9 protein-coding genes are annotated in these 15,314 nt (G+C 43.3%); 1 reads left to right on the forward strand and 8 read right to left on the reverse strand.

The window, feature by feature from the left end; translation table 11 throughout:
• Nucleotides 1-2: 2 nt before the first annotated feature.
• The 8 genes from LLF92_04870 to LLF92_04905 all read right to left on the reverse strand — a co-directional run bounded on the left by LLF92_04870 (nt 3) and on the right by LLF92_04905 (nt 13,427).
• Nucleotides 3-203 carry an AGE family epimerase/isomerase gene (locus LLF92_04870; protein MCE5340443.1) on the reverse strand — a complete coding sequence of 67 codons (201 nt, stop codon included), beginning with the start codon at nt 201-203 and terminating at the stop codon, nt 3-5.
• Nucleotides 204-390: 187 nt separating this feature from the next.
• Nucleotides 391-3,357 carry a DUF4434 domain-containing protein gene (locus LLF92_04875; GenBank protein MCE5340444.1) on the reverse strand — a complete coding sequence of 989 codons (2,967 nt, stop codon included), beginning with the start codon at nt 3,355-3,357 and terminating at the stop codon, nt 391-393.
• 145 nt (nt 3,358-3,502) lie between these two features.
• Nucleotides 3,503-4,735: an ADP-ribosylglycohydrolase family protein gene (locus LLF92_04880; GenBank protein ID MCE5340445.1), complete on the reverse strand. Its 1,233-nt coding sequence runs from the start codon at nt 4,733-4,735 to the stop codon at nt 3,503-3,505.
• A 363-nt stretch (nt 4,736-5,098) separates the two neighbouring features.
• A complete protein-coding gene (locus tag LLF92_04885; GenBank protein MCE5340446.1) occupies nt 5,099-5,902 on the reverse strand; it encodes a PEP-CTERM sorting domain-containing protein in 804 nt (267 codons plus the stop codon).
• 80 nt (nt 5,903-5,982) lie between these two features.
• Nucleotides 5,983-7,395, reverse strand: coding sequence for a DUF4434 domain-containing protein (locus LLF92_04890; protein MCE5340447.1), 1,413 nt, complete (start codon nt 7,393-7,395; stop codon nt 5,983-5,985).
• A gap of 236 nt (nt 7,396-7,631) precedes the next feature.
• Nucleotides 7,632-9,839 carry a hypothetical protein gene (locus tag LLF92_04895; GenBank protein ID MCE5340448.1) on the reverse strand — a complete coding sequence of 736 codons (2,208 nt, stop codon included), beginning with the start codon at nt 9,837-9,839 and terminating at the stop codon, nt 7,632-7,634.
• A gap of 108 nt (nt 9,840-9,947) precedes the next feature.
• On the reverse strand, nt 9,948-12,449 hold the full coding sequence (locus LLF92_04900) for a hypothetical protein (GenBank protein MCE5340449.1): 2,502 nt from the start codon (nt 12,447-12,449) through the stop codon (nt 9,948-9,950).
• A gap of 108 nt (nt 12,450-12,557) precedes the next feature.
• Nucleotides 12,558-13,427 carry a prepilin-type N-terminal cleavage/methylation domain-containing protein gene (locus LLF92_04905; GenBank protein ID MCE5340450.1) on the reverse strand — a complete coding sequence of 290 codons (870 nt, stop codon included), beginning with the start codon at nt 13,425-13,427 and terminating at the stop codon, nt 12,558-12,560.
• Between the two features lie 542 nt (nt 13,428-13,969).
• Between LLF92_04905 and LLF92_04910 the strand changes: the two genes are divergently transcribed.
• Entirely contained in the window at nt 13,970-15,163 is a 1,194-nt protein-coding gene (locus LLF92_04910; GenBank protein ID MCE5340451.1) for a hypothetical protein, read from the forward strand.
• Nucleotides 15,164-15,314: the final 151 nt, after the last annotated feature.

Raw genomic sequence — 15,314 nt, forward strand, 5'->3', positions numbered from 1 at the left:
ATTTATTTTGCGGCTAATAATTCAAGTTCTTTCGAGCAAAGGAACAACGCTCGCGGAAGATGGAAACAGCCCTTCCATTTGCCTCCTTTGGACTGAAAGAGAACCTGCCCCTGTCTGCTAAGATAGCCGAACCATTCGCCGAATTCCTTGTCGGCGAAATATTCCATGAGTACTCGTGTAAATTCCTTTAAAAAATAGTTTATTTACCTGCGATAAACGCATCAACTTCCTGTCTGGTAGGCATTGAAGCCTGTGCGCCCAGTCGCGTTACGCTGATTGCGGCAACCACGTTGGGTTCTTCTATTGTATCGCACCATTAGACAAAGCCAAAGATTCGCATAAGACTCAGATAAATATTATCCTTAAACTTTATTTCCTATTGCCATATAACTATTTTACCCTTAATTCGATCACTGTTCCGGCTGAAATTGTATTAGTCTGGCCTGCGGCAATATCCGGCGTAACCCACCTTACAGATGGGTCATCGCTTATCCCGCCAACATCAACCGATAATATTTCACCAGACTCGATTGATTTGTCAAGCTGCACCTTCAGCAGATTTCCGTCAACAGTTGCCGATAGAACGTTACATGTGCCGTTTGAAAGACTGGTTATCGTCCTTTGACTCATTATGGCAGCGCTGTTTGAATGTATGCGCTGATCGAATTCGAGTACTATATTGCTGTCAATTATACCCTTTGAAATTCGTTTTAATTGTGGCGCAGCCTCATAAATATCTCCGCGAATGTCAAAGCAGTAATAAGTCGAGTTTGCAACATTACTCGCTTCGCAGGCAGCCAAAAAATCATTGTAATACTGATTACTGCGCCGCATGGAATCCATACTTCCGATATCATCCTGTACCCCAACGGGAACATCCGGCATAGCATGCCACGCCTCTTTGAAATTATCAATATAATAATAAACATGTTCCGGACTCAAATCAGAATCGCACCAGTCAGGCCAGTGAGTTTGAAAATAATGTATGTCCGGCTTGGCTTTTTTTACGATACTGTACGCATCGTTGCCTTCCCATTCAGGTAAAATACCGACACCGCCATTCTGCAGTTTTGAACAGGCAAGAGACCATGTAACTACCAGCGTATCAGGCGACGACTGTCTGAGGCCGCCGGTTCCGTTAATTATTTCATCAAAGTAATTCGTAATCGAATCTTTCCTGTGCTGGACAAGTTTCTGATAAAGAGCTGTGTTGGTCTTAAAATAATACGGGCTTGCAGAATTTGTAAAATCCGGAAAATTCGTTTCACCTGTATCCGTTTTAAAAATATTCTGATAGGCTGATGACACATCGGCATACACAACCGGATTTCGCGTAACACCGTCATAAACAGGGTACATAGGCTCGGCAAAAGTAATCGCGTCAAAGCCGTAAGTATTACAAAGTGCGGCTGCACGTTGTTTCATCCACTGACGATACCCATCATGTATAAAAGAAAGATGCTGAACATTCGGCGTGTTAAGGAATTCCATCAGCCAGCCTTCCCATCCGGGCGGAAAAATGCTCGGCGAGGTATAAACACTATCTGCAAACATCATCAGCCCTGCCCCAATACCTTTTTCGTGCAAAGCCGTTACAATTCCATCCTTAATTCCATCTGTAGAGGTCGGTATAATAAACACCGACTCTACTCCGTTGACAGACAGCTCAGAAGCTATACTTTCAACGCTTCTGCCCTGCATATAAGGCGAATCCTGTGTAAGCTGAACACCTCCCAGCTTGTAAAATTGATTCCGATAGGTCTCTTTGTCATCCCTGTGCCATTTCCAGTTTGCAGCTAATACGGCAAAAGTTTTATTATTGATTATTGTTCCATCAGTACCATAGTGCAGCCATTGACCAGCCAGTTCTGCAACGTCCTGCATATCGATTTTAAAATCAAAATTGTAGTCTCCTGTCGGAGCGCTCCTATAAACACTCAGTTCCGAACACATCAGCCAATTCGTTGCACGAATTTTAAATCTAATATATCTGGCCGAGATGTGCTGCTGCGGAAAACCAAAATACACATTAAGAGAATCGCCGGAAGCCGGGAATGTTGTGAGCTGAGTAACATAATTAAAAGTCTGATTGTCTTCGGATGCATACACCTGTATACGGCTCGGCAGGACAATTCCCCAGCTCGCCTGCTTCATTATCGTTGCGGAAAAACCATATTTAGCCGAGATATTTTCCCGCAAATCAATTGTAATCATAAAATCCTGTGTGCCGCTAAGAAAAAAACCTACCTGCGAAGCCATCGTCCAATCAATCTGCGAATCTGTCAGTTCGCGATTCGTATCAGGATAGCTTGCGGATGGAGTTATACTTGATGTATAGGTTTTATTAAGCGATGCTAATTCAAACCCTTTATTATGCGCCAGCATTTTTACATAAAAGTTTTGCCTGTCCGTAGTTCGGATCCACCCTCGCATTCGCTGGGTCGGCGTAATGTAAAACCATTCAAACGTCACTATTTTATCAACATACGCCTTACTGATATCTATCTGAATTCTCGCATCGCTGAATGTCTTGGCCGACCAATCCGACTGATTAAAAGTTTCAAGATCATTCCAGAATTGAACTCCATTATTATGACAGGCCACTGCAAGATTTTTGAAATATGGAATTATCTGCTCGGGTTGCCTGTTCTGGTCAGCGCCCAACCCATCCTGAAGCATTGTTATATCAAAATCAACCTGACTGAGAGTATAATTCCACCAGTTAAAACACGCATCCGCACCGGCATTAAAATCATAAACAAACGGGGCATTGGCCACGGGCATATCAGGCGTTATGGCTTTTAGATGATTGACGACCGGATTAAGAAGAATGTTTATGAGCCGGGTATGAGAGGTGCCGGTCCACTCATGAAAAACAATCTCTTCGGTCATATACCAGCCCGCAAAAGACGTATGCGGACTTACCAGCGGCAAAAGCTCATCTGCCGCAGCGATGTTATTAGCCGCCATCGAAGATAATACCGTGTCGCTTCTATCTGTCCACCATCTGCCGTCCCCGACCAGTCCGACAAGGCATTTTATATTATAAGTATCACAGGCGTTTAAAATCATTATCAGCCCATTGTCCTCAACTTTGGTTACAAACGGCAGAGCGCTTGGATAATGAGCAACACCATCGGCTATTGAAGGAGCAACGATAACTGTATCCATCCCTGCCCGACTCATCAGCCCAATTTCCTCATCCCAGTTAGCCTGGGTATAACCGGCCATATGCGGATTAATTTGAATAAACGCTCCGCTAATCGGTTTGGCCATCGTTTTCACAGTTAAGAACAAAAAACATGAAACCGTCAACCAAAAAACATTTTTGCATTTTATAAACAGCTCAGTTTTCATTTTTCCATCCAAACTATATAAAATTTATAACTTAAACCAAAACAAAATTGGCAGGCGGTGAATAGCTTCGACCCGCATCCTGAACACAATACAGCAAGTATTACATCTATCACCAGAGACATCAACTCCGTTGAAAATCCCGAACTTAATTTGTATTAGCAGGAATATTTTCACTACATTTCAGCTGCTGCTTTGCGAAACCGGTAATTTCTAAGGCCAAATCGCTAATCTTAAGCTCTTCAGGAAAATTATGATGCACGCCAGTTTTAAATCGATTATTAAGCGGTTCTTTCCACCTGGCAGGGATATTTTTTTCACCTATCATTGCTCCGAGTACGCTTCCTACTGTACCGCCGTTGCAGTCGCAGTCATACCCGCACATCGCCGCCAGACAAATCGAATCGCTGAAGTCTCCCTTGCCGTAAAGCAAAGCCAAGGCCACCATAGCTCCATTTGGCACAGCATGAACCCATCGTGCGTTTAATGATTCATATGTCTTAGTTTTTTTATCATAACGGCTCTGGTCTATAAAATCGCCTACGCGAGCGCCATCATCGTTCCAGCCGTAGCGGTCATCGACCATTTGCCATGTCTTGTGCCAATCATCGCCGCGGTCATAGCAGGCAATAACATCGCGAATAGCTCTGGCATACTCACAATGTTCCGGAATAACGACCAAAGCATCCTGCACTACCGTACGAACATCCTGATGATTCATTGCCAGACTTATTAGTGCTGCAACATATTTAGCAGCATAAATACCATTTCCTGCATGACTGATACAAGCATCTCGCTCTGCATACTCGGCAGCAACCTGCGGCAAACCGGGCGCTATCATCCCCCAAATATCCACTCTCATCTGAGCGCCAATCCACTGACAATACGGATTGTCTTTTACGCCTGATTCCGGCGGCCAGACTTCTCTTTTAAAGTTATACAAAGCAACGCCTTCTGCAGTACAGGCACCGTCCATACTCTTGCTCCAGATTTGAGCCAGTTGTTTTGGGGTAAAATTCAGTCCATAATCACGCAGGGCTATGAATCCCATCATCATCAGAGCTGTATCGTCATTGGGCGGGTAGCAATCAAAATTGCCGAAGAGAAAACCCTTTAAACCGGTGTCAAAATTGTTTGGTAAATAATATGTAATAGGCCAGGAATTAACGTCCCGTGCCTTTTGTTCAGTAATTTTTGTCTCCCACCCTTCCATCGGCTGACCAAGTACCAGCCCTATGCATTTACCGTATAAACTACCATGGATTTTATCCAGTAGTACATTCGGATCAATTGCCGATGAACTTTTAGTTTTTGCTTCGCCGGTTAAAGCTGAACAAGCCAACACAACACCAATACACAATACTGCAATTTTTTTAAACATAGACATACACACTCCTTTGATTTTCATAGTCATAACTAATTATAACAATTACAAACTACACATCTTGCAAACTCTACAAAAAGCATCAAGTTTTAACCCGATGTTTCTGCGTACTGTTGTATTAGTATATATATATAATATTATTTTTTTCAATAAAAAAGCGGGCTTTCAAAGTACCGTGCCGTGCTAACGTGCACAACCAACTTCTATCATACTCTACCGAAACCCGTAAAACACCCATGACTTGCCCTAAAACAAACGCGTAACCACATCACCCCCTTTTCGCACAACCTGTGTGTCTGGCATACAAAAGGCTTGGCTATAAAGCCAAGCCTTTCAATCCTTTTATATAATGTGCAATAATTATTTTTTGCGACGGAAAAGCAAGCCGCCAATACTGAGCAGTGCTAATGTAGCCGGCTCAGGTATCGCTGTTATCGAGGTATAGCCGTCGCCATTGGGCGCAACCACTAACGTGCTGTTACCGCCAGCGACTATATTATGGGCTTGAATATAACCATTAATAGGCGCTGATTCCCATATCAACAGCTTTCCGCCGGGATTAATAGTGACAACACCGAGTGAACTGCACTGTATTGCGGCGCATAGCAGAGTGCCGCCACTAAGATTCACATTGGCTGCGCTGCCCATACCAACCATAAGCCAACCAGCAACTGTCGCGTTTCCTCCGCTCATATTGAATATACCATGCGAACCGGTACCAAAGCCCATCTGCATGGAATCAACATTAAGGGCTCCACCTGTCATTGACACATTACCAGTCAAACCCCAATCTGCAATAACCAGCAACTGGGCTACAGCGGCATCACCATTATGGATAACAGGACCATTTGTGCGGGTAACATAGGGTGTATCTGCAGATGTTGGCGCACTCGTTGCAGGAGGAGCACCCCAACCATTTAAGCCCCAGTTTGAAGCGGTACTCCACTCAGTAGTTGTGCCAGGTACAGCCTCTCCGCCCCAGAATAGATACCCAGCCGACGCGATACTGCCAAACGACAACACTACAATTAAAGAAACCAACAATAAAACATTTTTCTTCATTTTTCTATCCTCCACTAAAAAACTAACAGACACTCTGAACTTTTGAGCAACACGCTCAAAATCAAAATACCTACAATTATTATACATATTTTTTTGACACAAAAAACTCCGTTTTGTACTTTGATCCCCCCATTTTGTATATCCGCTGTGAAATCATAACTTATACCTTGTCAAATAAATCCTTACCGCGTAACGTTTTGGTTGTCAGCATATAAATAGCGTTTTCCTGATTGTTTACTCATAATTTCCGCTACTTTCCGCTCGCGAGATTTGAGAAAGTTATAATAATCTGTGTAAAGCTTTACCGTGGCTTCACCGCCCGGTTTCTCTGTTGCCCACGGCGCATTCATCAAGCCCGGAAATTGATAACATAGTATATGTTCAAAGTTGGTGAACTTGCATAAATCGCCGATTATCCCGCTAATTGAGCGAGGATACAAGGCGTTATCTTCCTCGAATGAAAACATTTCCATATCCATCCACAAGTGAGCTCCGGCGTCTTCGCAAAGTTTCTGCATTAATTCCGCCGCTTCAGTACCGCTGATATCACCTGCCGGCATACGGTGAAAGCCGAAAGGACAGATTATATCGCAGTGCTTCAATAATTTACGCCAACTTTCAACAGCACGAGGGACAAAATGGCAATTCGGAGCCAGCATCACCGGCTTGCAGGGGGCTAAGCGGCGACAATGAGCCTGGAATTCATGAAAGAATTCCACAATCTCACACTGGTATTGCGGGTCATTGCCAAGGTCGCCATACACCTCCTCGGATACATACCATCCATAAAAGGATTTATGGTGTCCATACAATTCATGCAGTTCATCAGCAACCTGTTTGTGCCATTCCAATGAACCTTTGGTAAAATCGAACCAGGCATACATGCCAACAGGAAGAAATACATTCATATTATGTTTGTCGGCCTCGGTGAGAATAGCTTCCACTGGGTTCTTAGCTGTGATCGGCATTCGTCCGTGATAAAGACGCGAAGGATAAAAAGCCTTTCCATGATAACCGTCGCCCTCGATTGTGTGTTTGCCATAGTACATCTGATTGCGGAACAATTCCTGGATAACTATAATATCCATTTTGATTTCATGCATTTCTCTGACCATTTCAGCCCAGTGTTCATCGGTAAGCTGTCTGATATTTTCATTCCAGAGACGACCTTCTTTCTCGCACCAGTGCAACAGACCCAGCCAGGCGCCACTGATTCTGCGCGAGCTTGGCACATCAGATGCGATAATCTCAAGCGTTCGAGTCTCGCAAGATTTTATTGAACCGCTGGTAGCAACGAAAAACACCAAATGGCAACCGACACTACCTTTTGTCGGCCAGTGGAAACAAACTTCGGTAATCGATTTTGCAGCGACACTTATATTTTCGCGATGCAACAAACAGCTTTCTTCCTGCTTGCCAAGATAAAAACATACCTCAAATTTCATCGTCTCATTGCTGTGGTTTGTAACAGCGCCGCGGATATCAAGCTTTATCTTGTCCGTAACCGGCGATGGCGGTACAAACATCAAATCAACAGATGCCGTCTTCAACTGATGCTCAGTTCCAGGTGATAATTTTTTGTGTGTTAGATCCATTTAAATTCCAAAATTATAAAATTATAAAATACAATTCATTACTTTCTCACAAACGAGACCTCTGAAAAACACGAGATTGCTTCGTCGTCCCGATTAATCGGGACTTCTCCCGCAAGGGGACTTTAGTCGCAATGACAGAGTATATTTTTTATGTCACTGCAAGGTCTTTGAAAAAGGCTGCGGCAATCTCAAACTTTCGAAATGTCAGTTTTTCATAGGTCTCAAACAGCTAACCATTATTGGTTATCAGTCAGCCAATAATAAGCCAACTTTGACAAATCATTAAAATCAACTATGCCGTTCTGATCTATATCACCGACAATGTCGCTGCCAGACTGAAACCAATTCTGAGCAAGCAATGCAAAATCAGCAAAATTAACCGGGGAGTTGTTATCTAAATCTGAAGCCTGATAACTGTCAGGGTCAACACCGTGATGTCTTCGGAAAATCGTTCCAACCACTTCCATTGGCGATTCCCACTTCCCTACATATCGGCCGAACTTCAACATATTGTACCAGAAATACTCCCCGCGTCCCTTTGCCACTATCGAAGTAACACAATTGTCAATGGAAAGTTCTCCGCCGGCGGCCTCAATTACGTTAGCGGCACTAACCTGCTTATATGAGTCCATTACATTGCCGTAATCGTCAACTATAACCAAATCGCCCTCGGCCCGACTGCCGTAAACAGAATCCTGCTCAAAGATATAATTCTGCAAGGTAGCATAATCATCATTCAGCAGGTAGCAATAGGTATCGCACAGCCTGCTCTGGCAGCGGCTCAACCACGAAGCGTTATTATATGGTTCTACCGGCTGCTGAAAAAGAACTGCCCCTTCTTTGTCTGCGGCATAAGTCATTAGCGAATTAATCCAGTTCCCCACATCTGTTCCGCTATATATGGTACCCATCAGCCCTCTTGCCTGGGCGTATACGTTTATGTCAATCGGCGAAATCATTTTTATCGAAGGAATCTGCGTCAGCAAAACACCTACAAAATTTCTGAAATAATTCCTCGCATCAATATTGGTTACGTCAATAAGCGGAGCAATATCATAAAAACGTTGGTATAGCGCGCTTGGATTCACATTTAAACAGTAATCCCACTGTACCAACCCGATAACCGGCACCATTTCCACGTTGTACTTTGCACAGGCATCAGCCCAGATTTGATAGTATTGCAGCGCTGTATCCCAATCTACTTCGCCGTTCCATTCAATAAAAAGCGTATTATATCCATATACATCGTGCAAAACGCGGACGATCTCATCAAAATTATCCGGCGACGGATCCTGCCAGTACTTGGTCCACGCGCCATTGACGTAGCCGTCTGGCCGATAAAATGCGTCAACGCCGCAGTTTATTGTCATAACGCCTGCCGTACGATAAGCGTTATGCTTGTATGAAACGTGCTCATCTCCATAAACGCCCATCTCTGTCAGGCTGACAATACCACTTAAAGGCGACCGGGTGAAAGCCAAAAGTACCCAATCGCAAACGGTGTCATCGGTTCCCGTCCATACAAACCGGTTTATTTTGCCGTCTGCGTTCGTTACATTATTAAGACTACCCCTAAACGTGTAATTAGACTCGTTATTCATTCGCGTTGAAATATTTACAACGGTAGGAACTTTAATATTGGAACTGGTCTTAGCCATAAAGTCGGCAAATACCTCTTTAAGTGTCGTGGTTCTGGGAAGTTTAATATAAACATATGGGTCTGAATCACCGCTCCCGAACAAACCAAAATTCCACTGTACGCTTTTGGTCTGGTCAAAAAGTGAGGTTCCATCGGTAACTCTTCTGCCGGTTCCATCGGTGTTAGTCCCATTCGGAATGGTTCCGCCATACGACACAGCAGTTCCCAATGCTAAATCATCGTAAAGAAAATTCTCCTGGTAAGCTTCAACCTCCAACAGTGAAACAACACCACTTTGAGAAATAGTATTATCAATCACTCGTATTCTTAAATAGGGATCCGTTATCGGAGTATCAAGCTTAAGCGCCAACTGCCCCACACAGTTATCTGCTGTAAAAACTGGTGTCATTATTCCGCGATATGTATAGTTAATTCTGTCCGACGAGGAATATACTTCCACCACAGCCGGAATAAATCTTTTGGACTGCTGAATCTCAAGCCAGTAGCTCATTACCACATCAATTGAATAACTTGTACCGAGCCTGAAATCAATATCAAGCGTGTTATTGGGCATATGTGTCGGAAACCATTCGACTGAATACGGATAGTTATACCCCGAAAGGCCATCGCTTAGTTTGGTGGGATAGGGTATGTTGGTATCGACATTTCCGCCGTCAGGTATGGAAGAATAGCTGTAACGCGTATTCTGCAAGGCATTCGCACCGAATGCGGAGACGAACATAAACACCGATAGTACCAAGGCAGAAACTACGGCTGCTCTTATATCAACAGTTTTATTCAACATATCCACTTTTTAAACTCCCGCAACTTCGGTTCATAAAAAGCAGGAGCCAAAGACAAGCCTCCGGCTCCTGCTGTCATATCCATTCAATGCATTCTTAACAACTTCAACTTAGAATAAGTTTTCACAACCTGACAGTTGCGGGTCAGTACAATCAAGCCACATATCAGAAAAATTAGCAATGTCCGCAAAGTCAATCTTGCCATTTTTATCTAAGTCCCCAGATAAAAACACGCCCAAGCTTATCTCGTCAAGGTCTATTACACCAGAACCCATGTCACCTAATGTGCTTGAACTCCATATCCCAAACAAAATGTGCGACATAGATGTTATATCCTCAAGAGAATTATAGCCATTTCCAGAGGCATAATCATAATTCAGGTTGTGCAGGTCAACTGTCCATTCAGTCCATACATCCGGATTACTAATGGTGGCACCATCATATACCAAACTTTCGCCTGCTATATTTGCAAGCATGCCGCCATTATTTAAGAATTTGATATAGAAGAGATGTTCATCGCTGTTACCAGCGTGGCGTTTGATCCAGACCTTTATCTCATCATACTGACTTAAGTCTACAGGTGCATCCAGTGTATATAATACTTCACACTTTCCATCCGCCAAAGCACCGCTTAAATCATAAGACCATTGTGCCGCCTTTTGCCCTGTTTGGGCATAAGCCGGGTCAGTCAGCAGAACAAGACTGCTGGGATGTGTTGAATTATAATACGCTTCCCAGCTATTGGCAAAAGTCTCATCATTATAAGATTCAAAATCCTGTAGGGTTGTCTCAGTAACAGTGCCGAGCCAATTAATACCCAGTAACGCAAAATCTTTCATATTAACACGGCAGTCTTCATTCAGGTCACCACCCTTATAGCTCCATGCGCCACATTCGTTATCGTGAATTACTACATTGACATCAGGGACTATACAATCACCGTAGCGTGTATCAGTACTGACTAATGTATGTGTGATTAGTGAGTGGCGATCAAAATTAAGAACACTATCATCAACCGCTCTGACAGTGATGGTTTGCGCTATATTGTAATTGGCAGGTGTGAATGCCACCTGAGCCGTCTGGGCAGCGCCCGAACCACTATCAACTGTGGTTTGCCCGTCTGTATGAGCCGTAACTGTAACATTGGACGTCGGTACATACAGAAGTCTTATTGTATATGTATCCGAGGCGGCCACCTCGCTTACTTCTGTTACATCGTTGCTCTCTGTAATACAGACAGGACTCTTATAAAATACTATGTCGTCATACCACACCGTTGCGCCATTGGGATATACACCCATAAGTACCTGGTCGATCTTTTTCCATTTATCGCTTTTATCAAATTTAATTGTGAGAGGCTGCCAGGTCGCGCTTTGCAGATTTGTAGCTATCTCTTCGCCAAGGTTCTCGAATGACGAGAGATCTCTCAATATAAAATGCATAGTGCCACCAGCGATATTACTTGTATCGCCTCTATACCAGAGACGTGCATAATCATACATCCTGCAATCCACAGATTGAAAAGCGCTCATTGTGAAACCAACAGCATCCCCTGGAGTACCGGAAAGCGTGTATTGCATCGATTTTGTGCCGCCATGCGAGATCGTGGTAGCCAGATCCTGAATAGCATTGGCACCTTCTCCCCATACACCGCCGGACAGCCAAACATAATCCATATCAATATAACTTTCATAGCTCTCGAAATTTTCAATTACACACTCGGATGGCCAAATGGTAACATTAACACTTCTAATCGATTGGCTGTCGCTGGAAATGTGATTTATAACGGCCACAATCTTGGTACCGGCTGCATTGACATCATTGGCTGATTTCACAGTCACTGTCTGCGGCACATCCCAGTTTGCAGTCGTAAATGTCAGAGTTTTAGATACGCCTGCTCCATTGCCGATATCTAATGTTGTGTCTTGTGGAGTAACAGTTACTGTTACGCTTGCGGTAGGCTGCTTTTCCAAATTAACAGTGTAACTGTCGGAACCGCTTCCTTTTTCCATAACACCGGTTGAGCCGCCGCTTTCATGAATTTGATCTTTAAACAATTCAAGATTGTCAAAGTAAATAATACCGTTGTCACCCGCTTGTAAACCGTAGAAATATCCAATGAAAAAGTTAATATCGTGAGATTTTCCATTCTGATCAAGATTAAATTCCATCATATGCCATTCATTGCTCTGGGTTGTGAAATTGTCTATCGTCACCACAGATGAAATACCACCGCTGGCACTATTAAGGTATGCCTGCCATGTGCGACCGGCATTACAACCAACCGGCCGATACCAGAATCTCAGCCTATCGTAATTGGTCCAATCCAGACTCCCCAAAGCTGTGGTATAGAGATGCTGCATATCAGCGGTAGACCCTACCGCATAGGTGTACTTCAGCGCCTTGGAGTCGCCAATTCCGTTTGTAGTATCAAGTGTAAGTGTGAACGTACCATTACCCGAGTAATACGGATTCTGCCAGTCAGCTTGTAATTGGGCATTGGTGGTGTATGACTCAAAATCATTGACCATCGCCGCCTTAGCCACATTTCCGAAAACAAACATCAAACAAAAAAACAATATCACATTTTTCAGCATAACCATTTTTTTCATCACTATTCCTCCATTACTATAAAAAGTTCTTGTGATAGTTACTGTTCAACTTTTACACTCTGTTTATATATACTAAGCAGTAGAAAAAACACTCTCAACTGCAACTTGTTAATGATTCCAGAAATAATGACACCATCGCGGTATCGTTCCAGCCGGGGACAATTGCGACAAATCAGATGGTTCCCTCGATGAATGACCGTCAACCCAGCTAACATTAGCATAGCCATACAATTTTCCAGGTTTCTTATCATGCCAACGAGTTGCAAAAAGGGTAACAGGGTTAGATTTAGATTTTGCGAGCGGGTCAAAAACACCAGGGTAAATCGCCCCAAACTCATGATCGATAAAGAATATGGTTTCACCTGGACGGCGTACATTACAAAACTTGGTAGAACCATGCAGATAGTTATAAATTCCCCACTCACCACCCCCATTATATGTTCTATCTCCCGGCGGGCCCTCCCATTCGACACCGGACCGCCCTGGCGTTGGCAGAGAACCCGGACTAACAAAATTATTCTTATAAGGGGCACCTCTGAAAGCAGCGGCCATCCAGCCATTTATGGCATAGGTATTTCTTTTATTTTGCGGAACCTTTGCGAGAATATCTTCCTCGTGCACTGTACCGGAAAACGTTGAAAACACTGCCGATGGACATGTTAACACCGTGCCTGACTTCGCCTGACTTGCGCCTCCCAGATAACGCTGAAGCGAACCAGGGTTGCTGTATTTCTCAAATGGGGGTGCGAACGGATCTGAACGATTCCATGTAACCGGCGGAGCCCAGTCATCATTATTCGTAGACCATGTTGTCGACGCTAACGCCAATTGCTTCTCGTTACTCTTGCAGACAGCACTCCTGGCAATTTCCCTTGCCTTTGTCAATGCAGGCATCAGAACACTCAGCAAAACTGCTATAATCGATATTACTACCAGAAGTTCTACAAGCGTAAACGCCTTTTTGTCCCTATTGTTCATTATTTAACCCTCCGTATTTTAAACATTACTATATGCCATAAAACTCGCAAATATTCATTCGGCTTATGCCTTCTATAAAATATCTAAACGCATTATTACACATTATTGCATTTAGCACATCACTTTTGAACACCAAATTGATTATTTCTCCCCCCACTTTGTATAAGACCAAGCTTTAATATGTTTTATCTTAAATTGTCCCAAAAATGGAAAACATATGATTGGGTGTTCGTACATTAATTTGCGTGGCACATATTTAATGTTAGTCTTTGTTTAAGCTTGAGTTACAAACAGCTTTCGTCAACTCAAACACACGTCATTTTGCCGAGGACACAGCCCATCCCTCCCCTGATGCTAACTCAGAATCATCATTTATTTAATACAAAATGGTGGGACAAAAACACAAAATATACTATCTTTTCATGAAGGAAACCTTATGTTGTAATACATGGTTTCTAAAAAATACAGTGGTTCGAATGCCATCTCTATTTTTTCTAAGGATGAAGCCGGATTAAAGCTACTATTTTTTATAGGTCTTGCATATGAATGATTGTTGTCCAGAAGCGGTTTCTGCAGTAAAATTATTCGATTGGGTCTGTCGTAAGATGCTGACCAAACCGGACGGCCGGTTTGGTATGTATGAGCGATGGAGAATAAATCTTAAATCACATGTAAACTGGGTGCGGCCGGATTGCAACATGGAAATGGCAAGAGCACTGGCCTCTTACGGGCTTGCCACAGACTCAAATAAATATGAACACATATGTGAAAATTTACTTAATTGGGTTTTAGATGCCCAATATGGGCATGAGCACGGCGAAATCTGTGGAGCATTTCCGTTTTACAAAGTTGAAGGTAAAACAATTCCAAAAGAAATATATACTTGTACTCATTGGCCAAACGATCTGGGGAAAATTTTACGAAATATGTGTTGGTTTTACAATTTCCGCCCCCGTGAAGATTTGCTCGCCTCGGCTGTGAGATTAGCAGATTTCTTTTTAAGAAATCTTTCTTCCGAAGGCACCTTTCCACAAAAAGGCGTCTATTATAACGGGCCGGCATTCAGGCTCTGGCCGGCAGCTGGACTATCTTGTCTGTATGCAATAACTGGCGAAAAAAAACATGCCGATGCCGCAAATTTAGTTTTTGAAAAATTGAAGGCTATGCAGCTTGATAGCGGTCGATTCCGTAGTTCTTTTGAGTCGCCTAATAACAAGGGGTGCAGTGAAGACTGGAGGCCTGTCTCGTCTGAAACCGCTATCGCAATGAAATGCTTTAGCATCGGTTATTCGGTATTCAAGGATGACTCTTATAAGCAAATAGCAATAAAAGCGGCTGATTGGATTTCAAGCGTACAACATCCTTGCGGTGGAATATTGAATTCTGACATGAAATCTGAAAAATCATCTCTTCAACAAGACCATTTGATTGATCTGGTTTATACTCAAGGCTATGCGGTGATGGGGCTGGCACACATTGTCAATAATGTTAGCGATTCGTATAATGAATGCTACAAAAAGCTGAAAAAATTTCTAATCAGCATTCAGTGCCAGGGAGAATCCGAAAACTGGGACGGTGCGTGGCGAGGGTCTTACGATCCTGTGCGGCAGTGCTGGGACGGCCATTGCGATATGAATAATGAGCTTGACGAGGGCGGACTTGATTCAGTTTACACCGGTTGGTGCGCTGCGCCAATAGTAATCGGCCTGCTTGGGGGCTTGACCACCAAGCGTTAAAGATGTGATAATTTAAGGGTATCTCTAAAAATTAACAAAATTTCGTGCAGTTCGCCGCACATTTGATATAGTTAGCTCATTGACAAGTAAATTACGGTTTTTCATATCATTGGCAAAGGATTTCTTATGATGCTCTCCGGACTTTTCGACT

This window comes from Planctomycetaceae bacterium, from assembly GCA_021371795.1.
GTDB lineage: Bacteria > Planctomycetota > Phycisphaerae > Sedimentisphaerales > UBA12454 > UBA12454.